Here is a 24,852-nt window from a genome sequence, read left to right as displayed (position 1 = left end):
AGGGAGGGCCATCATGCCCCCCTCCTTTTGCCTTGTCAAACCGCCGCCGACGGGGAGGTATGCAGGCGCTCAGCCCGGCTACAGAAGATAGCCGTGACCAGCACAACCAGCAGCACGATATAGGACACCGTGGCGGTATTCAGCGCGCCATGCAAGCCGTAGCGGCCATTAACGAGCGAGGAGACGCTGGCGAACAGCAGTGTGCCTACCGTACCGCAGGTCAGTAACGCGGAAATCAGCGTTGGCGAGCTTTGGCTCACCTGCAGCGAACCGTAGCTCATCAGCCCGGAGAACAGACCGGAGTTAAAGAAGCCGAAAACGGCGCAGGCGACAAGAATCAGCGTGGTGTTGCCGCTGTTGGCAATCAGCATGATGGCGATAAGACCGATCGCGGTACAACCCAGCAGGAAGGTGCGCAGCTTCATCCACTTCACGGTGAACTGGTTGAGGAACAGGCCGATAGCTTTCGCCACCCAGTAGACGGTGGTGTACAGCGCAGCCTCCTGCGGCTCGATATGGAAGCGGAACTGTAAATAGCCCGGCGTCCACATGGTGAAGATAGGTTCAGCCAACAGGAAGGCGAACAGCGCGAAACAAATCAGGTAGACCGACGGACCCCAGGGCTCACGAGCGGTGTTTGTGCTTTGCTGCGCGGGTGCTGGCGCTTCGGTGGGCGGGAAACGGCAGCGAATCGTTAACGCCAGCATCAGCGCACCTAAGCCACCCATGATACCGTACATCGCCACCCAGCTCGCGCCCATGCGGAACAGCCAGGCCAGCAAGAAGGAGAGCGTCGCCCCGGCGAGGCTAAAGAAGAAATCGGTAAAAATCAGGCTCGAGGAACGGCTTTTTTCGTCCGGATTGATTCGCACCACCAGATAGCTGCCGATGGTCATGAAAATACCGCCACAGGCGCCAATGCCGGCGACGGCAAAGCTGAACATCGTCAGAGTAGGCGACACAAACAGAATCGCGCTGATGAGAACGGTCAGCGCCGCTGCGATAACCAGCGGCTTTTGCAGCCCCCATTTGCGCATCAGAATACCGCCCAGCATGATGGGAATAAACATGCCGATGTTCATCAGTGTGAACACCTGGCCGATAAAACTCGGGTCTTTGTGGAAGGCAGCGCACAGCGGGCCGAGCACGATGCCAAGGGTGGAAACTAACGCGCCGACGAAGTAATAGCTTAGATACGAGACGGCGTTTAAATTCGGGCGGGACCAGGACATCTCAGACATAGACGTATCTCCAGGCGGGCAGCAGTCTACCCGCCGATGCATCAGAAATTAGGCGTATTGTTTAATGAACTGACCAATCAGACGGATAAAGTCTTCCGTTACCATAGCTGCGCATTTGAGCGTTTGTTCGTGCGACAGCTCCACGTCGCTCAACCCTTCAGCCATATTGGTGATGGCCGATACGGCCAGCACTTTTAGCCCACAGTGGCGCGCCGCGATCACTTCTGGCACCACCGACATTCCTACCACATCGCCGCCCATACGCTGCATCATGCGGATTTCCGCGGCGGTTTCGAAGTTTGGCCCCGGATAGGAGACAAAAACGCCTTCGTGCAGCGGGATATCCAGCCCTTTGGCGGTCTGGTGCAGTTGGGCGCGCAGATCTTTGTCGTAGGCGTTTGCCAGGCTGAAGAAGCGCGGGCCAAAGCGATCGTCATTCGGGCCGACCATCGGCGTGGACGGCATGGTATTGATATGGTCGTTTAGCGCCACCAGGCTGCCTGCGGGGATATCCGCGTTCAGCGAGCCTGCGGCGTTGGTGCAGAACATGAATTCACAGCCGAGCAGCTTAAAGGTGCGTACCGCCTGGGTCATGATGCCCATGCCGAGGCCTTCATAGAAATGACCGCGGCCTTTCATGCAAATCAGCGGCACGCCGTGCAGCGTTCCCATTACAATTTCCCCGGCGTGGCCGATGACGGTGCTGACCGGAAAACCCGGTAGCGCTTCGTAGGAAAGGGTGGTTTTGTTATCCATACGGTCGGCCAGCGCGCCGAGACCGGAACCGAGGATTAAGGCGATACGCGGGGTAAACCCGGGCTTTGCTGCGCGCAGGATTTCGACGGCTTCGTAAGGGGCATTATTGAGAATTGACGTTGACATACAGACTCCAGAAACAGGGATGTTTCGCGGTATTCTGCGGAGCAGTCGATTTGCAATCCAATTCAATTAATGCGCGTATTGATATTTTTATTGAATTGATTGCGGCGGTGGTGATTTTAAAATCTTTAAATTCAAAGTATTAAATGTAGGCTGAAAGTTTGAACGCGTCGGGGAAGACGGCTTCGACGTGATGATTTGTGATGCGCCTCACTTTGACGCAGCGCTACCGGGCGATAGACGTGCCACGATCGTTGGCATCGGGTATGGACATACAGCGTATTACTGCTGAAGTGGGAAGATACGGTGGGACGCTATTTGGGGAATAAAACCCGGCGTCGACTGGCGAAGCCGGGTGACTGGCAGGATTTATGCGGTAACGGTAACGCTTTGGCCTTCAAAACTCACGGTTTGACCGGCGACAATTTTGCAGCGTTTGCGGGTTTCCACCGCGCCGTCCACTTTGACCAGACCGTCGGCGATGGCGATTTTCGCCTGCGCGCCGCTTTCGCTCCAGCCTTCCAGCTTCAGTAAGTCACAGAGTTCCACATGCGGATGCTTACCCAAAGAAAATGTTGCCATCTTATGCCTTCTCCACGTCGTGATACTCTTCACACGCCTGTAAGGTGTTTTCAATCAGGGTGGCTACGGTCATGGGACCGACGCCGCCCGGTACTGGGGTGATGTAAGAGGCGCGCGCGGCAGCCTCTTCAAACACCACATCGCCGACGACTTTACCGTTTTCGAGGCGATTAATCCCGACATCAATGACAATTGCGCCTTCTTTAATCCACTCGCCAGGAATAAAGCCCGGTTTACCGACCGCGACGATCAGCAGATCCGCGTGCTCCACATGGTGGCGCAGGTTTTTGGTAAAGCGGTGAGTGACAGTGGTGGTACAGCCAGCCAGCAGCAGCTCCATGCTCATCGGGCGGCCCACGATGTTGGACGCGCCAATCACCACGGCGTTCAGGCCATAGGTGTCGATATGGTAGCGCTCCAGCAGGGTAACGATACCGCGCGGGGTACACGGACGCAGGCGCGGCGCGCGCTGGCACAGACGACCCACGTTGTATGGATGGAAGCCGTCGACGTCTTTGTCCGGCGCGATGCGCTCAAGGACCTTAACGTTATCAATACCCGCCGGCAGCGGAAGCTGCACCAGAATGCCGTCGATGGTGGTGTCGGCGTTCAGGGTGTCAATCAGCGTCAGCAGTTCGGCTTCGGACGTGGTTTCCGGCAGATCGTAGGAGCGGGAGACGAAGCCCACCTCTTCGCAGGCTTTGCGCTTGCTGCCGACATAAATTTGTGAGGCCGGGTTGCTGCCAACCAGCACAACGGCAAGCCCAGGGGCGCGTTTTCCTGCGGCAACGCGCGCCTTCACTTTTTCCGCAACCTCAGAGCGCACCTGCTGCGCAATCGTTTTACCGTCAATAATCTTTGCTGCCATCAGGGAAAATATTCCATCTGTCATTCACGAAGGGGGGATGGACATATTTTGTCAGATGCGAGGCTTGCTGTCAGGTCTCGTTTGCGAGTTTTCATCGGAAAGTGGTTTTGCCGAAGAGTTGAGCGATAGTTGGTCGCACTTTATCCATCATTGCATACCGCGCAGGTTTCGTAAGGAAATGGATTGACTCACCTGTCAGTGACCGTATAATTCCACGCGTTTCACCCCACCATGAAGTTTTGACTTCCCCAGTGCGCCCTTAGCTCAGTTGGATAGAGCAACGACCTTCTAAGTCGTGGGTCACAGGTTCGAATCCTGTAGGGCGTACCATTTTCCTGTTTCCTCTTCCCCCAACTCTCTTATCAAGAGTGCGAATCTGCTCACATATCGATCGCTACCCGTTTGGCGCAAACAAAAAACGCCCATTACACTGTATGTAATTACAGTGTATTAGCGGAGGCGGTATGGAATACGAAGTGAAGCAGATTGCAGCGCGTAAAATTGCCGGTTTTCACATGGTTGGGCCGTGGGAGCAGACGGTCAAGCAGGGTTTTGAGCAGTTGATGATGTGGGTCGATGGCCAGCAAATTTCCGCTCGGGAGTGGCTGGCCGTTTACTACGACAATCCGGATGAAGTCCCGGCGGAAAAGCTGCGTTGCGACACCGTGGTCTCTGTCGATGACGACTTTGTTATTCCGCCGAACAGCGAAGGGGTCATGATGGCGGAAGTGGCGGGAGGCCTTTACGCGGCAGCGCGTGCGCGGGTTATCGATCACGATTTCTCCACGCCATGGTATCAGTTTTTTGATAGCGTCCTGAAAGATGAAACCCACCGCCTGGCTGCGAAGCCATGCTTTGAAATCTACCATAACAACGGTGCGGAAGACGGCTACTGGGATATTGAAATGTTTGTTGCCCTCGAGCCAAAGGGGTAATGCAAAAACGCCGTGCCGCGTGCTGCTGACTGGCGACACTCCGGCCCGGCGGTTAATGCTCTCGTCGCCGATCGGCGATAATCACTAGCCCAATACCGGAGAGGGTGAGTGCGATAGCTAACACCATCCTCAGGCCCAACGGTTCGCCCATAAAAATTAGCCCGCCCAGTGCCGCAAGACAGGGCACGCTCAGTTGAAGCGTGCTGGCGGTGGTTGGGCTAAGCCGTGGCAGCAGGGAGTACCAGAGCAGGTACGCGCCGCCGGACATCAGCGCCCCGGAGGAGACTGCCAGCACTAGCCCAACGGCATCGGCGCGGATGTGCATACCGCTAAGCACAAACACCACCAGCGCTATCGGCACCGCCAGCGTAAAGTTGCCCGCCGTGGCCGCTGCCGCGTTCTGCACTTTCTTGCCAGTAATACAGTAGGCGGCCCAGGCCGCGCCGGAGACCATCATCAGCAGCGCGGCGCCGCCGGAAGGATGACCGGCACCCGGTAATAGCAGCAACGCTAGCCCGGTCACTGCGCCCAGCATACCGACGCTTTTTAGCCATGTCAGACGCTCGCCGCGAATCAACCCCCAGCCGGTCATCACGCACTGGACCGTACCGAACAGCAACAACGCGCCAGCGGCGGTGGTTAAGGACAGGTAGGCAAGGGAAAAGGCAAAGACGTAAATGGCCAGTAGTGCCGCGTTCAGCACATTGAATTCCGGCCTCTTTTTGATGGCGGGTAGCCTCAGGAGTATCAGCAGCGCCACCGCACCGCTTAGCAAGCGAATGCTACTAAAAGAGACGGCATCCATATGCATCCCCTTCAGCGCCAGCCGACAGAGCAGCGAGTTGGCGGCGAACGCAGCCATAGTCAGCAGGATTTTGAGCAGCACGGAAGATTCCTCGAAACGCGGTCAGCGAATTATGCCGCAAGCCGCGGCATGCCGGGTCATCGTTTTGTGCTCCGCCGATACGGCAACGTATCCAATGGTATTTGCTTCACAGCGGGTGTGCCGCATACATTGAACGTTAGGGCTGGCTAGCGCGGCTAACCCCTTGTAGGAATAAGGTTATCACCCCAGCAACGCGTATCTTCCGGCACTTTTGGGCACGGGGTTCCTGCGACTGATTGCCTTGCGGCAAGCCGCGCTAAGTGTTAAAAGGTGCCCCTTCCAAAAAAAAGCTACAGGGGTTAGACGTGAAAAACGCGTCCTCAGCATCCAGCCAGAATCAACCGGATGCTTCGTCGGAGCAGGGGCCGACGCTTCACCGCGGGTTACAAAACCGTCATATTCAACTCATCGCCCTTGGGGGCGCCATTGGCACCGGCCTGTTTCTTGGTATCGGCCCGGCGATTCAAATGGCTGGCCCGGCAGTGGTGCTGGGCTATGCGATTGCCGGAATTATCGCGTTTCTGATCATGCGCCAGCTTGGCGAGATGGTGGTGGAAGAGCCGGTATCCGGTTCATTTGCTCATTTTGCTTATAAATACTGGGGGCCGTTCGCCGGTTTTCTTTCCGGCTGGAACTATTGGGTCATGTTCGTGCTGGTGGGAATGGCCGAGCTGACCGCCGCCGGAATTTATATGCAGTATTGGCTGCCACACGTACCGACCTGGATTTGGGCTGCCGGTTTCTTCATTTTGATTAACGCCGTCAACCTGGTGAACGTGCGCCTGTATGGCGAAACGGAGTTCTGGTTTGCACTGATTAAGGTGCTGGCGATTATTGGCATGATCGGCTTTGGCATCTGGATGCTGGCGACGGGGCGTGGCGGTGAGCATGCGAGCATCGACAATCTCTGGCGTGATGGCGGCTTCCTTGCCACGGGCTGGAAGGGGCTGATTTTGTCGCTGGCGGTGATTATGTTCTCCTTCGGCGGGCTGGAACTTATTGGCATTACGGCGGCGGAAGCACGCAGCCCGGAAACCACTATTCCGAAAGCGGTCAACCAGGTGGTTTACCGTATCCTGTTGTTCTATATCGGCTCGCTGATTGTGCTGCTGGCGCTCTATCCGTGGCAGGGCATTAAGTCAGACAGCAGTCCGTTCGTGATGATCTTCCACAATCTGGACAGTAACGTAGTGGCATCCGCGCTGAACTTTGTGATTCTGGTGGCTTCGCTGTCGGTTTATAACAGCGGCGTCTATTCAAACAGCCGCATGCTGTTTGGCCTCTCCGTGCAGGGTAACGCGCCGCGCTTCCTGACCAAAGTGAGCCGTCGCGGCGTGCCGGTGAATTCGCTGCTGCTCTCTGGCGCGATCACCTCGCTGGTGGTGCTGGTTAACTATCTGCTGCCGCAGAAAGCGTTTGGCCTGCTGATGGCGTTGGTGGTGGCAACGCTGCTGCTGAACTGGATCATGATCTGCATGGCCCACCTTAAGTTCCGCGCCGCCATGCGCCGCAAGGGGCGTGAGTCGAAATTCAAAGCGCTGTTTGCGCCTGCCAGCAACTATATCTGTATCGCATTTTTGCTGATGATCCTTGGGCTGATGTGCACCATGGACGGCATGCGCCTGTCGGCGATTCTGCTGCCGGTGTGGGTGTTGTTCCTGTTTGCGGCCTTCAAAACGCTGCGTCGTAAAGCCTGATAATATCGCCCGGAGGGGGCAGGTTTGCCTCCTCCGCTGTTTCCCGCTCGTTGCTGCGACGCATTTCCCTCCTCGTTTTTATCGTGATCGCTCTCCCAAATCCGTTTCGATCCGCGCGATCTTATTTTTGTAATCGATTACTTTTCATTTGTGGTATTTTGTAATCGATTACTTTTGAGGGTGAGAACATGGTGTCTACAACGGAAAGTCGTGAACAAAGTGGCGTACAGCACCGGCTGTTAGTCCCGCGCCTGTCGTTAATGATGTTTATGCAGTTTTTTATCTGGGGAAGCTGGTCGGTCACGCTTGGACTGGTGATGACGCAGTACAACATGTCGCTGCTGATTGGCGATGCGTTCTCGGCGGGGCCGATCGCTTCAATTCTTTCCCCTTTTGTTTTGGGAATGTTGGTTGACCGTTTTTTTGCCTCGCAGAAGGTGATGGCGGTGATGCACCTGCTTGGCGCGGTGATTCTGTGGTTCGTACCGCAGGCGCTGGTCGCGGAAAACGGTGCGTTGTTAATTGCGCTGCTGTTTGGCTACACGCTCTGTTATATGCCGACGCTGGCGCTGACCAATAATATTGCCTTCCATAGCCTGAACAACATCGACAAAACCTTCCCGGTGGTGCGTGTGTTCGGCACCATCGGTTGGATTGTCGCGGGCATCTTTATCGGTGTAACCGGTATTTCGGATACCACCGGCATCTTTACGCTGGCGGCGCTGTGCTCGGTGGTGCTGGCGGTATATAGCCTGACGCTGCCGCACACGCCGGCCCCGGCGAAAGGTCAGCCGCTGAAGCTGCGCGATCTGTTCTGCGCCGACGCTTTCGCATTGCTCAGAATCCGGCACTTCCTGGTGTTTGCCGTCTGCGCCACGCTGATTTCCGTACCGCTCGGTACTTACTATGCCTATACCGCGTCATTTCTGGCGGACGCGGGCGTCGCGGATGTGAGCACCGCGATGTCCTTCGGTCAGATGTCAGAAATCTTCTTTATGCTGATTATCCCACTGCTGTTCCGCCGTCTGGGTGTGAAGTACATGCTGCTGATCGGCATGCTGGCGTGGTTCGTACGCTATATGTTCTTTGCGCTGGGTATCAATGAAGAGACCCGCTTCCTGCTGTATCTCGGCATTCTGCTGCACGGCGTGTGCTACGACTTTTTCTTCGTGGTGGGCTTTATCTATACCGACCGTGTGGCGGGCGAAAAGGTGAAAGGGCAGGCGCAGAGCATGGTGGTGATGTTTACCTACGGCATCGGCATGCTGCTGGGATCGCAGATTTCCGGTGCCCTGTATAACCACCTGGTCGCTGGCCAAACCGTTCCGGCGGCGTGGGTAAACTTCTGGTGGATTCCGGCGGTGGCTGCCGTGGTGATCGCGGTGATTTTCCTTGTCTCGTTTAAATACGACGAGCAAAAGCAGGCGTAAATTTTTAAGGGGGGGGTATGAAAACCATCAAGGGACCGGGCATTTTTCTGGCGCAGTTTATCGGCGGCGAGCCGCCGTTTAATACGCTCGATGGGGTAGCGCAATGGGCGGCAGGGCTGGGCTTTAAGGCGCTACAGCTGCCCTGCAATCACCCGGCGATATTCGACCTGGCGCAGGCAGCGGCGAGCCAGACCTATTGCGATGATATTGCCGGGCGACTGGCGGAGCACGGTCTGGTGATTAGTGAACTGTCAACGCATCTCGAAGGGCAGCTTGTCGCCGTTAATCCGGCCTATGACAGCGCTTTCGATGCTTTTGCGCCGGCGGCGCTGCGCGGTAATCCGACGGCCCGCCAGCAGTGGGCCGTCGAGAGCGTGAAAAAGGCCGCGCAGGCTTCGGCGCGCCTGGGGTTGAAGGCGCATGCGACCTTTTCCGGCGCGCTGGCCTGGCCTTATTTCTATCCGTGGCCACCGCACAATGCGGCGCTGCTGGATGAAGCGTTTAGTGAACTCGCCAGCCGCTGGCGGCCCATCCTGGACTGTTTTGACGAGCACGGCGTTGACCTGTGCTACGAAATTCACCCCGGTGAGGATTTGCATGATGGCGTCACGTTCGAGCGTTTTCTACACCAGGTTGAGAATCATCCGCGCTGCCATATGCTGTATGACCCGAGCCATCTGCATTTACAGGATATTGATTATCTTAGCTATATCGATATCTACCACTCCCGTATTCGCGCGTTTCACGTTAAGGACGCCGAGTTCCAACGCAACGGACGTAGCGGCGTTTACGGCGGCTATCAGAACTGGGCGGATCGTGCCGGGCGTTTCCGCTCGTTGGGCGACGGCGATATCGATTTCAAAAAGATTTTCAGCAAGCTGACTCAGTACGATTTTGACGGCTGGGCGGTAATGGAATGGGAGTGCTGCCTGAAGGACGCGCAGATCGGCGCGCGCGAAGGCAGTGAGTTTATTAAACGGCATATCATTCCCGTCTCCGCGCGGGCCTTTGATGACTTTGCCGCGGGTAGCGAGGTACGCGGATGATTCAGGTGGGTATTATCGGCTCAGGTTTTATTGGCCCGGCACATATTGAGGCGCTGCGTCGACTGGGTTTTGTCGAGGTGGTCGCGCTGTGCGACGCCTCGCTGGAGCTGGCGCAGGCCAAAGCGCGGCAGCTCAATATTCCGCATGCTTACGCTGATGTTGACGCGCTGTTGGCGCACCCTGGGCTACAGGTGGTGCATAACTGCACGCCCAATTTTCTGCACGCGTCGGTCAACCGGCAGATTTTACGCGCGGGAAAACACGTTTTCTCCGAGAAACCGCTGTGCATGACGTCGGAGGAGGCTCGCGAGCTGGAACTGATGGTGCGGGATGCGGGCGTGATTCACGGGGTGAGCTTCGTCTATCGCCAGTTTGCGATGGTACAGCAGGCGGCGAGCATGATGCGCGCGGGCCATGCCGGACGTTTGTTCTCAGCCTACGGCGGCTACCATCAGGACTGGATGCTGCTGGAAAACGACTTTAACTGGCGGGTGGACGCGGCGCAGGGGGGCGTATCGCGCGCGGTGGCCGATATCGGTTCGCACTGGTGCGACACGGTGCAGTTTGTGACCGGACGGCGGATTGTGGAGGTGATGGCCGACCTCGCTATCGTCTGGCCAACGCGTAAGGCCAGCGTTGGGGCGCAGGCGACGTTCAGTGAACACGATGACGCGACGCAGTATCGCGACGTCGCGGTGACAACCGAAGATGCCGGTTCGGTTCTGTTCCGCTTCGACGACGGCAGTAAAGGCTGCTTTAGCGTTTCGCAGGTCTGCGCCGGGCGTAAAAATCGGCTGCATTTTGATATCAATGCCAGCGCCTGTTCGCTGGCCTGGGATCAGGAAACGCCGCAGCAACTGTTGATTGGTCACCGCAGTCAGCCCAATCAGTTGCTGAGTGACGACCCGAGCCTGCTTAACCGCGATGTCGCCGGACAGGCGAACTTCCCCGGCGGCCATAGTGAGGGATGGCCAGACGCGTTTAAAAACATGATGGGCAATTTCTACCGCGCCGTGCAGAGCGGAAAAATGCCCGCCGCTGGCGAGCCGCATTTTGCCTCGTTTAGTGATGGGGCGAATGTCATGTATATCATTGATGCAATTATAAAAAGCCATCAGCAGCGGCGCTGGGTCAGCGTCGAACAATAACCCTGTGCCCGGTACGCCGGGCACGCTTTTTATGGTAGCCTGCACGCAAAGCGTTAACTGCAGGGAACGGCGTAGTATGTCAATTCAGAAAATCGCCCAGTTGGCGGGGGTATCGGTGGCGACCGTGTCGCGGGTGCTTAACAACAGCGATACCGTAAAAGCCAAAAACCGCGAACGGGTGCTTCAGGCCATTAAAGAGAGTAACTATCAGCCTAATCTGTTGGCGCGCCAGCTGCGTACGGCGCGAAGCTCCATGATTCTGGTGATGGTGTCGAATATCGCCAACCCTTTTTGCGCCGAAGTGGTAAAAGGAATTGAAGAGGCCGCGGAAAAGAACGGCTATCGGATTTTACTGTGCAACTCCGGCTCGGATATTGAACGTTCTAAATCAGGCCTGCGACTGCTAACCGGAAAAATGGTCGACGGTATTATCACCATGGACGCCTTCAGCAAGCTGCCGGAGTTAACCACGGTGATTGGCGATGCGCCATGGGTGCAATGTGCGGAATATGCTGATGCGGGCGCGGTCTCCTGCGTGGGGATCCACGATGTAGATGCCGCAGAGCATGCGGTAAGCTATCTTGCAGCGCAGGGGCGTGAGCGGATTGCGTTGATTAACCACGACTTGAGCTACAAGTACGCCCGCCTGCGCGAGCAGGGGTACAAAAATGTACTGCAATCTCAAGGGCTGGCGTTTCATGCTGTCGAGTATGCCAGCGATCTGAGCGCGGCGGCGGGGAAACTGGCGATGCAAACGTTGCTGGCGATGAACCCGCGCCCGGACGCGGTGTTTGCGGTTTCTGACTCGCTGGCCGCCGGGGCTATTCGCGCCATTGAACAGGCAGGGCTAAAGGTACCGGAAGAGATTGCGGTGGTGGGGTTTGACGGCACTGAACTTGCCGAAATGGTGTCTCCGCAGCTGACAACCGTCCAGCAGCCGTCGCGGGAGATCGGCGCCAGAGCGGTCGAACTGCTGCTCAATAAAATCGATAACCCGGACGTGCCGCCGGAGCGGGTGATGCTGGACTGGCGCTTTATTTCACGCGCCAGCGCGTGATTATTCTTGCCCGATCGCGCCCGCCAGGGCGCGAATATCATTGCCGGTCGGTGATTGATGAATACGTAAGCCAAATTCCTCGACCACGGCAAAAATATGGTCAAAAATATCGGCCTGAATACCTTCATATTCGGCCCACACCACCGTATTGGTAAAGGCGTATATTTCAATCGGCAGACCGTTATTATCGGGTGCCAACTGACGTACCATCAGCGTCATATCTTTGCGAATTTTCGGATGGTTACGCAAATATTCGTTGAGGTAAGCGCGGAAGGTACCAATATTGGTCATCTTGCGCAGATTCAACACCGAATCGGCGCTGCCGTGCTCCTGGTTCCACAGGTTAATTTCCTCATGGCGAGAGTCCATATACGGTTTCAGCAGCTTCGCCTGAATTAACCGCTGCTGCTCTTGCTCATCGAGAAAATGCACGCTGGTGGTATCCACGTTGATGCTGCGCTTAATTCTTCGGCCACCTGAAGCAGACATTCCGCTCCAGTTTTTAAACGAATCCGACACCAGCGACCAGGTCGGAATGGTGGTGATGGTATTATCCCAGTTACGCACTTTGACGGTGGTTAAGCCAATATCGGTCACCGCACCGTCGGCGCCGTATTTCGGCATTTCCAACCAGTCGCCGAGCTTTAACATGTCGTTTGCCGAGAGCTGAATCCCTGCCACCAGGCCGAGAATCGGGTCCTTAAATACCAGCATCAGTACCGCGGCCATCGCACCCAGACCACTTATCAGTATTGCCGGTGATTGCCCCAGCAGCAGGGAGATCATCAGAATGCCAATCAGAATGGCGCTGACCAGCTTAACTCCCTGGAATATCCCTTTGAGCGGCAGCTGCGAAGAGAAAGATAGCTTTTGTGAGAGGTTGAAAATAACGTCCAGCAGCGAGAAGAATGACAGCAGAGCGTAGAGCATGACCCATAGCTGTGCGCCCGTGGTTAATATCTGCGCGGCATCACTGCCTTTTTGCAACCACAGCACGGCCTGCACGTTGACAATAATCCCCTGTAGGGTAAACGCCAACCGGTGGAAAAGTTTATTTTGCGTGATAATTTGCAGCCATAAATGACTGCTGGCCTGCGCCCGTTTTTCGAACGCGCGCAGCACCACCCGATGTAGAATCAGATGAACAATGATGGCAGTGAGAAAAATAATACCAAATATGATGATCAGCGAATTGGTATGGTTTATTTCAATGCCCATCTCTTCGATCTGTGAAATCAGTTCCTGCATAACGTCTCCTGTATAGCCAGCTAATTATAATGGCTGCGCTGGCTATATTATGCAAACAGCTATACAGGAACTTAAGGTTATGACGTCGCGATCGCCGGACTACGGTTTAAGTGATGACGGAGGCTAACGGCAATGATTGCCAGCAGCAGCATCATCACCGCTTCTACGCCGAGGAAGCCGGTCATCGCATCGGTATAGCTCCCATGATGCCCGCGCGTCAGCACCAGCAGCAGTGAACCAAACACCGCCGGGCCAAGGCCCAGCGTGGCCTGCTGTAGCGTGCTGAGCAGCGCGCTGCCCGCACCCGCATCGTTGGCGGTAATATCGCGCATCCCAACCCGATAAAAGCAGTTGACGATCAGCGCCTGGCCATAGCCAATCAGCGCGGTCGAGGGCACCAGCGTGAGGGTGGACGTCGCCTGGCCGAAGTGGTGGAAAGTCTCCATTAACAGCAGCAGGCCACTAATTTGTACTATCAGCCCAGCCACTAAAATTCGCCCCATGCTGTGGCGGGCGATCAGCTTCGGCGCATACATCGCTGAAAGAAAATAGGCGACGCCCAGCGCCACAAAGCTGTTGCCCGACTGCCACGGCGCCATGCCGAGGCCGGACTGGAGAGTGAGCGCCATGCAGAACATAAAGCCGGACCAGGCGCTGAAAAACAGCAGCGCAATGACCATGCCGAAGCGAATACTGGCAAATTTCAGCAGTCGAGGCGGCAGCAGCGGGTGTTCACCGCGCTGCTCTTTACCCAGCGCGCTGGCACGCATCCACAGCAACAATGGGATAATCGCCAGCAACATCAGACGCATCGACCACGGCCAGTGCAGTTCCGGCCCCAGCGCCATCGGGAACAGCAGGCAGCAGAGAATCAGGCCCAGACTAAAGGTACCCTGCCAGTCAATGCGCGCGTGCTCATCGCGACGGGTTTCTGGCACGTAGCGGCGACTGAAGGCCAGCACCAGCAGGCCAATCGGCACGTTGATGAAAAAGGCGTTACGCCAGCCCAGGCCGGCGATGTCCGCTGATACCAGCCAGCCGCCGAACATCTGCCCGACGATAAACGAGATGCCGCCAATGCCGCCATACAGGCTGATAGCCCGGGCATGGGCCGTTCCTTTTAGCGTAACGTGCAGGGTCGCGAGAATTTGCGGGACGATCAGCGCCGCGCCTGCGCCCTGTAGGGTGCGTGCGGCCAGCAGGGCGGTGATCGAGTTGGCCAGGCCGCACAGCAGCGAAGCGAGGCTGAAAATCGCCACGCCCCACATAAACAGCCGACGGCGACCGTAGTTGTCGCCAAGCTTGCTGCCCATGGCCAGACAGACGGCAAACGCCACGCCGTACAGCGCGACGATAAGCTCCAGCTGGGTCGGGCTGGCTTGCAGCGATGCGGTGATTGAGTCGAGGGCGACATTGGTGATCGAGGTATCGATCTGGGGCAACATCAGGCCGGTCAACAGCAGGAAAAGCCCCGCGCGACCGGGTGAAACAGCAGACGTTTTCATGGTGACTCCATTGCGTCATTCAGCGATTGGACGTAGCATCGCTGATTCAATAAACGGGTACCAGTTCCTGGTTATACTGGTACTGGCACTACCATGCTGGAGATACCATGAGCCTCATCAGCCACAGTGAAATGGACGTATTGCCGTCACGGCAGGACGATAGCCGTAAGCAACTGGGTGCATTTCTTCGGGCGCGACGGGAAAGTCTCGATCCGCAGCGGTTGGGATTACCGCGCAGCGGGCGGCGGCGCACGCCGGGCCTGCGTCGCGAAGAAGTGGCGATGCTGGCGGACGTTGGCGTGACCTGGTATACCTGGCTTGAGCAGGGGCGCGAGGTTAATCCGTCGGCGGCGGTAATGCAAGCGGTCGCCGAAGCGCTCCAGTGCAGCGCGCTTGAGACTCGTCATCTGTTTGTGCTGGCGGGGCTGACACCGCTGGAGTCGGCTAACGTTCCCCCGTGCGAGGGGATAAGCCCCGGCACGCGGCGTATGCTGGACAGTTTGCTGCCGCAACCGGCCAGTATTCAGAAGCCTGATTTCGATATCGTGGCGTGGAATGACGCGTTTTGTCGGCTGATGGGCGTCGATTTTTCGACCATTCCGGAAGATGATCGAAATTGTATCTACCTGTATCTGACTCATCCCGGCTGGCGTAGCCGTCTGGCCAATCGCGGCACGCTCGCCACTTTTGTCTCCTATTTCCGTGCCGCGATGGCGGAGCACCGTGGCAATCCGGCATGGGAAAACAAGCTGGCTCGCTTTTTTGCCGCTTCCAGCGAATTTGAGGCGCTATGGCACCAGCGTTACGAAGTTCGCGGCGTCGAAAACCAGATTAAAAACTTCCAGCATCCTGAGTTTGGCCATTTCCAGCTGCAGCAGATGTACTGGTACTCCGCGCCGCGCAACGGCTCTCGTCTGCTGGTTTATTTACCCGTGGATGAAGTGGGGGAGGCGGTGCTGGCGAAGCTGTAGTAGAGGGCCGCTCAGACATACCCCAGAACTGTGCCAGTGGCTGCGTGGCCTGAAAATCAACCAGCCTGGCATTCGCACTGGTGATCGTTTCACCCCGCAGGTAGTTTGTTTTTGTCCCGTTCAGCCGTTGCCGGGTCAGGGCAGGAACATTTGACCTTGTCAGGGACTCCAGGCCGAAAGCGTTTTATCCCCTGAGGGGCTGTCCGGTTTATTGATGACGGGATCGGCACCGATGGTGAAATGGGTAAAGTGGTAGTCACCGTTCTGTCAGCGGCGGCACAGGCCGAATGGCGCAGGATACTGGAACGTACCAATGAAGGCAGACAGCTCTACATTGTACATTCCATGGTATACAGGATTTTGAAAGATGAAACGTTTACATTCGTCTCAAACAATGCAATTTGGCGGAATAACCTTGCCTCCATGAGGCAAGGTTAATATCAGACATTGAGGTTCACTAAAATTAGCCTCGTTAGCTTTGCAGAATAGTGCTCCAGTTACCGTAAACTGAGTTTGTTCCGCAACAATTCAGATGCAATATTTGAACGTTCCACTTTTGCGGCCGTAATGGCACTTCGCGTAAATGGACTACCCGTTGCGGAAAATAAATCATCTGAATGTTTTTGTAATTTGCCTACATATTTCAGAGTATCTTTAATATTTCCTTTTTCGGCGCTACTGGCTAACTTTCCAGCATAATGTTCTGTTTTATGGTACATGGATGAAACTTTACTCCCTTTAGTCTCCGCCGTATTCCTAATGCTTTGCAGTTCATTAATAAACTTTTTCGCAGAATGACTAATTTCCGAACTGGTATAAGAAGGAAGCTTTGCAACTGGTGCAGAACAGAAAAGTCTCAAAATGTTCATTTTTATATATCCTATATGACAAAAGAAAGATGAGAACATATCAATATTTTTTTGTCTTTCAAAAAACGACGGTGGTGAGATCCCGTTAGCCATGTTTGAAGCAGGAGTCTGAATTTTGATATTTGCCGGGGTAGGGTGAATTAGCCTTTAATGCAATTTGCCTTATATGCTAATACTCAGGGACGATAATCGTGTTCAGAATTCTTGTTCATGCCGATGTCAGAGAGGAAATGCTGGAACGGTCAGATGTGATGGCGGCGTTTGATACGCAGGAACGGCAGGAGAAGTTGCGTGACATGCTCGCGCAGTGGCGTGGTTATGCAGGGCTGACGCGGGCGAGCCTCGATACGCTGACGCGCTACGCACTGGCTTGTGGCGTAAAACATCCGCAAATTTTACTGTATTGAAATTTCCCGGCCAGGCAGCGCCAGGCCGGGGAGTGGCCGATTAAATTAGATCTCGGTAATCACCGTCTCTTCCGGCAGACGAGATTTTGGCAGCGCTTTGTTGAAGTCTTCTACGCTGTGGTGGCCAACCGGCACCACGACCAGGCTGGTGTAGCCTTTTTCTTTCAGGCCGAATTCGGCGTCCAGAATCTCGGCGTCGAAGCCTTCAATCGGCACCGCGTCCAGACCCATGGCGCCCATGGCCAGCAGGAAGTTGCCGACGTTCAGGTAGGTTTGGTTGGCAGCCCACTGCGCGTCATCGTGACGCTCTTTACGGTGCAGGTCGGCGAAGAAGGTGCGGCCTTTGTGGTTAGCGGCTTTGGCTTCCGGCGTGGCGAAACGGCCATCGGCGTCTTCTTGATCGACCACTTTTTCCAGCCAGGCATCATCGATTGCCGTTTTGGCGCAGAACACCACGACGTGGGAAGCATCCAGCATTTTGCGTTCGTTGAACACGTAGCCGCCAGCGGCGGATTTCGCGACGCGCGCTTTTCCTTCGTCGGTGCTGGCGACGATAAAGTGCCACGGCTGGGAGTTGGTGCTGGATGGGCTATAGCGCAGCAGGGTTTTCAGATTGGCGGCCTGCTCGGCGGTCAGCTTTTTGCTGCCATCAAAGGCTTTAGTGGAATAGCGCGCTTTAGCAACGGAAACGATGTCCATAAATACTCCTGAATGATAAAAGGCACCGCAAATCGGTGCGTTGTATCACAGCAGGGTACCGTGCGATTTAACAAATGAGAAGGGTGGAAAATGCGATAACACTTATCGCATTTAACGCAAAATCAAACGGGACGCACGCGCTGTTGAACGCGTTTTGGCAGTTTGTTCACCACCAGATTCCACGAGTCTTCAATCAGGCTGTTGAGCAGTTCAACGGTGATTTCATCGCCAGGATAGACTGAAATCCAGTGTTTTTTGTTCATGTGGTAGCCCGGCTTAATGTGCGGGTAGATGGCCTGATGCAGCAACGATTGCTCCGGGTCAACCTTCAGATTGACGATGTGCTCGCCGCGCAGCGACATCTTGATCATAAAGATTTTTCCCTCAACCGTGAACACATCGTACTCGGGGCCAAAAGGCCAGGCCGGTTCAGAAAAGGGGAGCGTTAGCGCAAATTCCTGCGCTTTTTCATGCAGCGTTTTACCGTCCATTATTCATCCTCTGACAACGCTCGCCACATGGCTTCAAAGCCGAGCGCCTTAAGTTTATCTGCACGTTCGGGTTCGCGGCTGGCGAACTCAATGGTGGTTTCTGCAAGCGACAGGAACAGCGCATCGCCAAAAGCACGGAAGTCGTCAGACATAAATACCGGGCGCATGGAACGCTGACAGAGTTTATTGAGCTCCGGAAATAGCGCTCTGGCCTGCAGTATCGTTTCGTTGGTGATTTTCCCACTGACGGCCATGCGCCGAATGGCTTGATGCCCAACAGGGTGGAGAATGCCCCAGTCGATGTAGCTGTTCCAGATGCTGTGGGTGAAGGCTTTTGGTGATTCTGTGTCGGTCAGGCATGCCAGCATGGTCTGGCATAAGTCCGTTTTCAGGTGCAGATAAAGCGCATTAAGCAGATCGTCTTTGGTGGCGAAATAACGAAACAGGGTACCTTCCGCTACACCTGCGCTGCGCGCAATCAACGCCGTTGACGCGCCGATGCCAGATTGGGCAATGGCGCAGGTGGCCGCTTCCAGTAACGCTTGTTTTTTATCTTCACTCTTCGGACGAGCCACTACACTTTACCTCTCTGACGGTTAAAAAGGTGATTGAAACATGTCGAACCCAGGGACTTCAACGCCGATTGTCAAAATTTGAAAATTGCTTGACGATTTTTTCCCCTCCTTTCTATAATGAGTGCCTACTCACTCATAATCAACTTTTTTGTGTGGCTTCCTGGATGAGGCCGGTCACGGGTCAGGAAATGAAACCGTTCATCATCAGTGTGGTTGCCATCATGCTTATCGCCAGTGCAGCAAGCTTGCCTTTTGTTTTGAATGCCGGTTTCGGCCAGCCGCCGCAAGGGGCGGAAAAGAGTCTGATTGAGCGCTCGCCAAACTACCGCGACGGGGCGTTTCACAACACCTTGCCGACGCCAGGGTTTACCGGCGACAAGAACATGCTGATGGCGTGGTGGGAGTTTTTAACTGCGAAGCGGGAGAATGCGCGCCCGCAGCAGCCACTGCCGTTGGTGCCGACCGATCTCGCCAGCCTGCCGAGCGAGCAGGAGACGATGATCTGGCTGGGGCATTCATCCTGGTATCTGCAGCTGGCGGGCAAACGTATTTTGATTGATCCGGTATTCAGCAGCTACGCCGCGCCGTTTTCGTTTCTGAATAAAGCGTTTGACGGCCACTATCCGTGGCGTGCCGAGACGATGCCGGAGATCGATCTGCTGATTATCTCTCACGACCACTATGACCATCTGGACTACGCCACGATTAAGGCGCTGATGCCAAAGGTTAAGCGTGCCGTGGTGCCGTTAGGCGTGGGGTCTCACTTGCGCTACTGGGGCATGGCGAGTGAAGTGATTACCGAAGCCGATTGGCAGCAGAACGTTGCTATCAGCGATGCGCTGACCGTCCACGTACTGCCCGCGCGCCACTTCTCGGGCCGTGGCCTTAAGCGAAACCAGACGCTGTGGGCCAGCTTTATGTTCGTGACGCCGGAGCAAAAGATTTATTACAGCGGCGACAGCGGCTACGGCCCGCACTTCAAGGCGATTGGCGAACAGTTTGGCAAGGTGGACGTCGCCATTCTGGAAGATGGCCAGTACGACCAGGACTGGCGCTATATCCACATGATGCCGGAGCAGACCGCTCAGGCGGCGGTGGACCTGAATGCACAGCGGGTGCTGCCGGGGCACGCCGGACGTTTCGTGCTGGCGAAGCATACATGGGATGATCCGTACAAGCGGCTGGCGCAGGCCAGCAAAGATAAAGCGTATCGGTTGTTAACGCCGATGCAGGGCGAGCCGGTTTGGCTGGCGAATCCAACACAAACATTTCGTGCCTGGTGGGAATAAACACCGGCTGTCATAAAACGAGGGGAGGGGTGTATGACTGAATTAGCCACTCAGGTGATTGACACACTGGTCGAATGGATTGACGAAAATCTGCATCAGCCATTGCGTATTGATGAGATCGCCCGCCGGGCGGGGTATTCAAAATGGCACCTGCAGCGTCTGTTTTTACAGCATAAAGGGGAGAGCCTTGGGCGCTACATCCGCCAGCGTAAGCTGAATCTGGCGGCGGATGAATTGTGCACGACCGATCAAAAGGTCTATGACATCTGCCTGAAGTACGGGTTTGATTCCCAGCAGACCTTTACACGCATTTTCACCCGCACGTTTAACCAGTCGCCGGGTGCCTACCGTAAAGTCCATCACCGTCCACGGGCACATTGACACCAGCGCCCTCCCTTCGGGGAGGGCGTTCGCGTATCAGTTAATCCGCCAGCGAAAACCAGCGTCGCCACACGAAGCGAATCACCAGATATTCAATCGTCCCTAATACCAAAAACCACACGCAGAACAGCACGGTGTAAAACTGGTTCAGGTCCATAAAGTGGAAGGTATCCACCAGCTTTTGCGCCAGCGTTAACCCCAGCGAGGGCGCTGGAAGTAACAGACAGGAAAGGAACGCCATAAGCAAAATACCTGCGGCGGTCATCAGGGATTCAAGAGGATGTTTCATGCGGTGTTAATCTTTAGTTAAAAATATTATTGTCCGGTAATTTTTACAGGAACGCAATGTTTCTATGTTAACAGACCCTTTTTGAATATTTAAAACAAATGATGAAGCCTACGAATATATTCGCAGGAAAGGTCGTTAAATAACGATTTGGTTTAAATTAAATAATGTAATCGTAAATTAACGTCATGCTCACGATAATATTTTTACAAAAGTATAGGTACTGTATCCCACCAGCGTCGCAATCACGATAGCCAGTGCAATGTATAGCGCCAGACGGCGTCCTCTGTAGATTCCGAACATAATGACCTCGTTTAGATGGGGTTTAGGAATATTCTGTAATATTAATATCAGTAAATCAACTGAATGTCGTTTTGAAATTTAAAAAGCGAAAATATTGTGAGTTAAATAATATTCCTTCGCCTTAAGAAAATATCCAACGATGTCGCCTTGGCCAGAAATGATTTCAGGCTTTCCGTTTGCAGGAATTTAAAAGGAAAATTTATCGTGTCGAAAATGATGAATACTAAAAATGTGCCGCTCGCGGGTTACGACCCGCAAGAGCACGCCTACCAGCAGTCTACCGAGCGCGTGTTATCCCAGCTCAACAGCCAGCCAGAAGGGCTGAGCGGGGCAGATGCCGCCGATCGTCTGAACACCTGGGGGCCGAATGCGCTGCCGGAGAAAAAAGGCAAGCCTGCGTGGCTGCGCTTCCTCGCCCACTTTAATGATGTCCTGATCTACGTCCTGCTGGCCGCGGCGGCGCTGACCGCCGTGATGGGCCACTGGGTCGATACTTTTGTTATTCTCGGCGTCACGGTGATCAATGCCCTGATTGGTCACATTCAGGAAAGCAACGCAGAAAAGTCGCTGAAAAGCATTCGCAATATGCTCTCCAGCGACGCGCAGGTCATTCGTGAAGGCAGCCATAAAACGGTCGCGACCACCGAACTGGTGCCGGGCGATATCGTGGTGCTGCGTGCGGGCGACCGTATTCCAGCGGATATGCGTCTGATTGAAGCGCATAACCTGCGGGTTGAAGAGGCGATTCTCACCGGCGAATCTACCGTGGTGGATAAGCACACTGACGTGCTGCACGGCGAACTGCCGCTGGGCGACCGTACCAATATGGTGTTCTCCGGCACTACCGTGAGCGCAGGTGGCGGCACTGGCGTGGTGGTGGGCACCGGCCAGGAGACCGAACTCGGCCACATCAACCAGATGATGGCGGGGATTGAAAAACACCGCACGCCGCTGCTGGTGCAGATGGACAAGCTGGGTAAAGCCATTTTCGCCATCATCCTGGCGATGATGGTCGCGCTGTTCGTGTTCAGCATGCTGCTGCGCGATATTCCGCTGGGCGAGCTGCTGCTGTCGCTGATTAGCCTCGCGGTTGCCGCCGTACCGGAAGGTTTGCCGGCGATTATCTCGATTATTCTGTCACTGGGCGTTCAGGCGATGGCGCGCAAGCGGGCGATTATCCGCAAGCTGCCGACCGTGGAAACGCTGGGGGCAATGACTGTGGTCTGCTCGGATAAAACCGGCACCCTGACCATGAATGAAATGACCGTGAAGGCGGTGATTACCGCCGACAGCTGCTACCGCGTAGACGGCGACAGCTATGAGCCGCACGGTAATATCTACCTTGAAGGCAGCAACGAGCCGGTGAAAGTGCAGCCGCGCACCGTGCTGGAAAAATACCTGCGGACTATCGATCTGTGTAACGACAGCCAGCTGGTAAAAGACGCGCAGGGGCATTGGGGCATTACCGGTGGCCCAACCGAGGGGGCGCTGAAGGTGCTGGCGGCGAAAGTCAGCCTGGAGCCGGTACACACGCAGCTGATCGCCAAGATCCCGTTTGACTCGCAGTATAAGTACATGGCCACCCACTTCCAGCTGGCGGACGAAGAGATTGTGATGGTAACCGGTGCGCCGGACGTCCTCTTCGCCCTGTGTCAGCAGCAGCAGACCGCGCGCGGCGTGGAGCCGTTCGTGCGTAGCTACTGGGAAGCAGAAATGGCGCGTTTCGCCAGCCAGGGTCTGCGTATGGTGGCGGCGGCGACCAAGCCCGCCAATGTCGGGCAGAAAACCCTCGACCACAGCGACCTGCAGGACGGCCTGGTGTTCCTCGGTATTGCCGGGATGATGGACCCGCCGCGCCCGGAAGCGGTCGATGCGATTCACACCTGCCAGAACGCGGGGATCCGCGTGAAGATGATCACCGGCGATCACCCGCAAACGGCGATGAGTATTGGCCAGATGCTGGGGATCCGCAACAGCAGCGAAGCAATGACCGGCTACCAGCTGGAGCACATGGATGACGCAGAACTGGCGAAAGCGGCGGTGGAGTATGACATCTTCGCCCGTACCAGCCCGGAGCATAAGCTGCGCCTGGTGAAAGCGTTGCAGGAGAGCGGTGAAATTGTCGGCATGACCGGCGACGGCGTCAACGACGCTCCGGCCCTGCGCCAGGCGGATGTCGGTATCGCCATGGGTATCAAAGGCACCGAGGTGACCAAAGAGGCCGCCGACATGGTGCTGACCGATGACAACTTTGCCACCATCGCCAGTTCGGTCAAAGAGGGTCGTCGCGTTTACGACAACCTGAAGAAAACCATTCTGTTCATCATGCCCACCAACCTGGCGCAGGGGCTGCTGATTATTATCGCGCTGCTGGCGGGGAATATTATTCCGCTGACGCCGGTGCTGATTTTGTGGATGAACATGGCGACGTCCGCCACGCTCTCGTTCGGCCTCGCGTTTGAAGCCGCCGAGCGTAACGTGATGAACCGCCCGCCGCGTAAAACCGGTCAGCATGTGATGGATGCGTTTGCCGTGTGGCGCGTCGCCTTCGTCGGCTCGATGATTGCCATCGCCGCCTTCATTCTTGAGGCATGGCTGGCGCCGCGTGGCCACAGCGCCGAGTTTACCCGCACCGTGCTGTTGCAGATGCTGGTAACCGCGCAGTGGGTCTACATGATTAACTGCCGCAGCAATGGCTTCTCCCTGAACCGTGGGCTGCTGAAGAACAAAGGCATCTGGCTGGTGACTGGCGTGCTGCTTCTGCTACAGCTGGCGATTATCTACCTGCCGCTGATGCAGACGCTGTTCGGCACCGAAGCGCTGCCGCTGCGCTACTGGGGCATCACTTTGGCGATTGGCGCCGCGATGTTCCTGGTGGTGGAAGTTGAAAAGCGTCTGACCCGCCGTTTCCACAAGACCACGTAGTCGTGATGACTTGCCCCTCTCCGGTCGGAGAGGGGCGCTTGCCACGCAAGGATCCCCGACATGAAAAACACTTTCCGCCTCGCCCTGCTGGCCTGTGGCCTGGCCAGCTGCACGCTGGCGTTTGCCTCGGTACCGGTGCGCGTCGCCACCGTCGAGCGCGCGCCGCACGCGGTTGAGCGCCAGCTGCCGGGGCGCGTTGAGGCTATTCACGCCGTTGAAATTCGCGCACGTACCGAGGGCACTATCGTGCAGCGCCACTTTCAGGACGGGCAGGACGTCAAGCAAGGCGACCTGCTGTTCACGCTGGATGACGCCCAGCCGCGCGCGGCGTTAGCGCTGGCGCAGGCGGAGCTGAAAAGCGCGCAGGCCTCGTTGCGTCAGGCGCAGCAACTGCTGACGCGCTACCAGAGTCTTAAAACCAACCACTCGATCAGCCGTAATGATGTCGACACCGCGCAGATGCAGCGTGACGTCGCCGCCGCCGCCGTGGAACAGGCGAAGGCGCGAGTGACGGCGCAACAAATTACGCTCGATTACACCCGCATTACCTCGCCAATCAGCGGCCGCGTCGGCCACAGCGCTTTTCATGTAGGCACGTTGGTGAACGCCGCCAGCGGCGTGCTGGTGGATATTGCGCAGCTCGATCCTGTCCGCGTGAGTTTTGCGCTCGATGAAGCCGCGTTTTACAGCAAAGCCGGGCAGCATGCGGATATCCGCGCGTTGAAGGCCGCGTGGCTAGCGCAGATTACCCTCGACGGTAAACGCGAAAATGGCGTACTGACTTCGGTGGATAACCGTATCGACGCCCGCACCGCCAGCGTGGCGGTTCGCGCCGAATTCGCCAACCCGCAACATCGATTGCTGCCCGGCGGCAACGTCACCGTAACCCTGCGACCGCAGACGCTCAATGAGAGCGTGATGATTCCCGCTGCGGCGGTACAGCAGGATGCCAACGGTTATTTCAGTTGGGTACTGACGGCAGAGAATACAGCCGGGCAGCGCCGTCTGGAGTTAGGCGGCCAGCAGGGGCAGTCCTTCGCCGTGGCGAAGGGGCTTAACCCAGGCGAGCGCGTGGTCACCGATGGCGCGCAGCGTCTGACGGACGGCGCGGCCGTGCAGCTGTTGAATTAAGGA

The 24,852-nt window shown here is 56.1% G+C and carries 24 protein-coding genes, 1 tRNA gene and 2 pseudogenes; 14 read left to right on the top strand and 13 right to left on the bottom strand.

What is annotated here, in order from left to right:
* Positions 1–35: 35 nt before the first annotated feature.
* The 4 genes from tsgA to folD all read right to left on the bottom strand — a co-directional run bounded on the left by tsgA (position 36) and on the right by folD (position 3,570).
* Positions 36–1,241, bottom strand: a complete 1,206-nt coding sequence (tsgA, locus tag GY169_RS17445; protein ID WP_167576446.1) for an MFS transporter TsgA — start codon at positions 1,239–1,241, stop codon at positions 36–38.
* Positions 1,242–1,289: 48 nt separating this feature from the next.
* Positions 1,290–2,123 (bottom strand): xanthosine phosphorylase, encoded by an 834-nt coding sequence (gene xapA, locus GY169_RS17440; protein WP_167576445.1) that lies wholly within the window; start codon positions 2,121–2,123, stop codon positions 1,290–1,292.
* A gap of 366 nt (positions 2,124–2,489) precedes the next feature.
* Positions 2,490–2,702 (bottom strand): ribosome-associated protein YbcJ, encoded by a 213-nt coding sequence (gene ybcJ, locus GY169_RS17435; protein ID WP_004143016.1) that lies wholly within the window; start codon positions 2,700–2,702, stop codon positions 2,490–2,492.
* A 1-nt stretch (position 2,703) separates the two neighbouring features.
* Positions 2,704–3,570 carry a bifunctional methylenetetrahydrofolate dehydrogenase/methenyltetrahydrofolate cyclohydrolase FolD gene (gene folD, locus GY169_RS17430; RefSeq protein WP_163445986.1) on the bottom strand — a complete coding sequence of 289 codons (867 nt, stop codon included), beginning with the start codon at positions 3,568–3,570 and terminating at the stop codon, positions 2,704–2,706.
* Between the two features lie 253 nt (positions 3,571–3,823).
* Here folD and GY169_RS17425 point away from each other — a divergent pair.
* Together GY169_RS17425 and sbmC are read left to right on the top strand one after the other, a co-directional pair.
* Positions 3,824–3,900, top strand: a tRNA-Arg gene (locus GY169_RS17425).
* Positions 3,901–4,034: 134 nt separating this feature from the next.
* Positions 4,035–4,505, top strand: coding sequence for a DNA gyrase inhibitor SbmC (gene sbmC, locus GY169_RS17420; protein ID WP_163447721.1), 471 nt, complete (start codon positions 4,035–4,037; stop codon positions 4,503–4,505).
* 52 nt (positions 4,506–4,557) lie between these two features.
* Here the strand turns inward: sbmC and GY169_RS17415 are convergent, their stop codons facing one another.
* The gene (locus tag GY169_RS17415; protein ID WP_223882114.1) at positions 4,558–5,391 is read right to left on the bottom strand and encodes a DMT family transporter; all 834 of its coding nucleotides are present in this window, start codon (positions 5,389–5,391) and stop codon (positions 4,558–4,560) included.
* 305 nt (positions 5,392–5,696) lie between these two features.
* Here GY169_RS17415 and pheP point away from each other — a divergent pair, with 305 nt between their 5' ends.
* From pheP to GY169_RS17390, 5 genes are all read left to right on the top strand, one after another.
* Positions 5,697–7,088, top strand: coding sequence for a phenylalanine transporter (pheP, locus tag GY169_RS17410; RefSeq protein ID WP_163447720.1), 1,392 nt, complete (start codon positions 5,697–5,699; stop codon positions 7,086–7,088).
* A gap of 188 nt (positions 7,089–7,276) precedes the next feature.
* A complete protein-coding gene (locus GY169_RS17405; protein WP_167576444.1) occupies positions 7,277–8,518 on the top strand; it encodes an MFS transporter in 1,242 nt (413 codons plus the stop codon).
* Positions 8,519–8,535: 17 nt separating this feature from the next.
* Positions 8,536–9,564, top strand: coding sequence for a sugar phosphate isomerase/epimerase family protein (locus GY169_RS17400; RefSeq protein WP_167576443.1), 1,029 nt, complete (start codon positions 8,536–8,538; stop codon positions 9,562–9,564).
* Entirely contained in the window at positions 9,561–10,712 is a 1,152-nt protein-coding gene (locus GY169_RS17395) for a Gfo/Idh/MocA family protein (protein WP_167576442.1), read from the top strand. Before GY169_RS17400 ends, GY169_RS17395 begins: the two co-directional genes overlap by 4 nt.
* Before the next feature lie 76 nt (positions 10,713–10,788).
* Positions 10,789–11,769, top strand: coding sequence for a LacI family DNA-binding transcriptional regulator (locus GY169_RS17390; protein ID WP_163447716.1), 981 nt, complete (start codon positions 10,789–10,791; stop codon positions 11,767–11,769).
* Here the strand turns inward: GY169_RS17390 and GY169_RS17385 are convergent, their stop codons facing one another.
* Both GY169_RS17385 and GY169_RS17380 read right to left on the bottom strand, forming a co-directional pair.
* Positions 11,770–13,017: a mechanosensitive ion channel family protein gene (locus tag GY169_RS17385; RefSeq protein ID WP_163447715.1), complete on the bottom strand. Its 1,248-nt coding sequence runs from the start codon at positions 13,015–13,017 to the stop codon at positions 11,770–11,772.
* Positions 13,018–13,094: 77 nt separating this feature from the next.
* A complete protein-coding gene (locus GY169_RS17380) occupies positions 13,095–14,522 on the bottom strand; it encodes an MFS transporter (protein WP_167576441.1) in 1,428 nt (475 codons plus the stop codon).
* Between the two features lie 131 nt (positions 14,523–14,653).
* On the opposite strand from GY169_RS17380, the gene GY169_RS17375 reads away from it, so the two are divergent.
* Positions 14,654–15,493: a helix-turn-helix transcriptional regulator gene (locus tag GY169_RS17375; RefSeq protein ID WP_167577330.1), complete on the top strand. Its 840-nt coding sequence runs from the start codon at positions 14,654–14,656 to the stop codon at positions 15,491–15,493.
* A gap of 10 nt (positions 15,494–15,503) precedes the next feature.
* Here the strand turns inward: GY169_RS17375 and GY169_RS17370 are convergent.
* Positions 15,504–15,668: pseudogene (locus tag GY169_RS17370) on the bottom strand (Tn3 family transposase); the annotation flags it as partial.
* 23 nt (positions 15,669–15,691) lie between these two features.
* Here GY169_RS17370 and GY169_RS17365 point away from each other — a divergent pair.
* Positions 15,692–15,931 (top strand): annotated as a pseudogene (locus GY169_RS17365) (recombinase family protein); the annotation flags it as partial.
* Positions 15,932–15,990: 59 nt separating this feature from the next.
* Here GY169_RS17365 and GY169_RS17360 read toward each other — a convergent pair.
* Positions 15,991–16,455, bottom strand: a complete 465-nt coding sequence (locus GY169_RS17360; RefSeq protein ID WP_167576440.1) for a hypothetical protein — start codon at positions 16,453–16,455, stop codon at positions 15,991–15,993.
* Between the two features lie 98 nt (positions 16,456–16,553).
* On the opposite strand from GY169_RS17360, the gene GY169_RS17355 reads away from it, so the two are divergent.
* A complete protein-coding gene (locus GY169_RS17355) occupies positions 16,554–16,769 on the top strand; it encodes an XRE family transcriptional regulator (protein ID WP_191091030.1) in 216 nt (71 codons plus the stop codon).
* A 45-nt stretch (positions 16,770–16,814) separates the two neighbouring features.
* Here GY169_RS17355 and nfsB read toward each other — a convergent pair whose 3' ends face one another.
* From nfsB to GY169_RS17340, 3 genes are all read right to left on the bottom strand, one after another.
* Entirely contained in the window at positions 16,815–17,468 is a 654-nt protein-coding gene (nfsB, locus tag GY169_RS17350; protein ID WP_167576439.1) for an oxygen-insensitive NAD(P)H nitroreductase, read from the bottom strand.
* Positions 17,469–17,590: 122 nt separating this feature from the next.
* Positions 17,591–17,959 carry an MmcQ/YjbR family DNA-binding protein gene (locus GY169_RS17345; RefSeq protein WP_167576438.1) on the bottom strand — a complete coding sequence of 123 codons (369 nt, stop codon included), beginning with the start codon at positions 17,957–17,959 and terminating at the stop codon, positions 17,591–17,593.
* Positions 17,959–18,534: a TetR/AcrR family transcriptional regulator gene (locus tag GY169_RS17340; RefSeq protein ID WP_163447710.1), complete on the bottom strand. Its 576-nt coding sequence runs from the start codon at positions 18,532–18,534 to the stop codon at positions 17,959–17,961. The genes GY169_RS17345 and GY169_RS17340 overlap by 1 nt, the downstream gene beginning before the upstream one ends.
* A 188-nt stretch (positions 18,535–18,722) precedes the next feature.
* Between GY169_RS17340 and GY169_RS17335 the strand changes: the two genes are divergently transcribed.
* Positions 18,723–19,823: an MBL fold metallo-hydrolase gene (locus GY169_RS17335; protein ID WP_411908102.1), complete on the top strand. Its 1,101-nt coding sequence runs from the start codon at positions 18,723–18,725 to the stop codon at positions 19,821–19,823.
* Between the two features lie 33 nt (positions 19,824–19,856).
* A complete protein-coding gene (locus GY169_RS17330) occupies positions 19,857–20,204 on the top strand; it encodes a RamA family antibiotic efflux transcriptional regulator (protein WP_167576436.1) in 348 nt (115 codons plus the stop codon).
* A 40-nt stretch (positions 20,205–20,244) separates the two neighbouring features.
* Here GY169_RS17330 and GY169_RS17325 read toward each other — a convergent pair whose 3' ends face one another.
* Positions 20,245–20,493 (bottom strand): DUF1158 domain-containing protein, encoded by a 249-nt coding sequence (locus tag GY169_RS17325; RefSeq protein ID WP_163447707.1) that lies wholly within the window; start codon positions 20,491–20,493, stop codon positions 20,245–20,247.
* Positions 20,494–20,997: 504 nt separating this feature from the next.
* Here GY169_RS17325 and GY169_RS17320 point away from each other — a divergent pair.
* Together GY169_RS17320 and GY169_RS17315 are read left to right on the top strand one after the other, a co-directional pair.
* Positions 20,998–23,718, top strand: a complete 2,721-nt coding sequence (locus GY169_RS17320) for a cation-transporting P-type ATPase (RefSeq protein ID WP_411908101.1) — start codon at positions 20,998–21,000, stop codon at positions 23,716–23,718.
* A 60-nt stretch (positions 23,719–23,778) separates the two neighbouring features.
* On the top strand, positions 23,779–24,849 hold the full coding sequence (locus tag GY169_RS17315; RefSeq protein ID WP_167576434.1) for an efflux RND transporter periplasmic adaptor subunit: 1,071 nt from the start codon (positions 23,779–23,781) through the stop codon (positions 24,847–24,849).
* Positions 24,850–24,852 lie beyond the last annotated feature (3 nt).

Source organism: Kluyvera genomosp. 3 (genome assembly GCF_011765685.1).
GTDB lineage: Bacteria > Pseudomonadota > Gammaproteobacteria > Enterobacterales > Enterobacteriaceae > Kluyvera > Kluyvera georgiana_A.
This window is presented reverse-complemented; position numbering and strand designations above follow the sequence as displayed.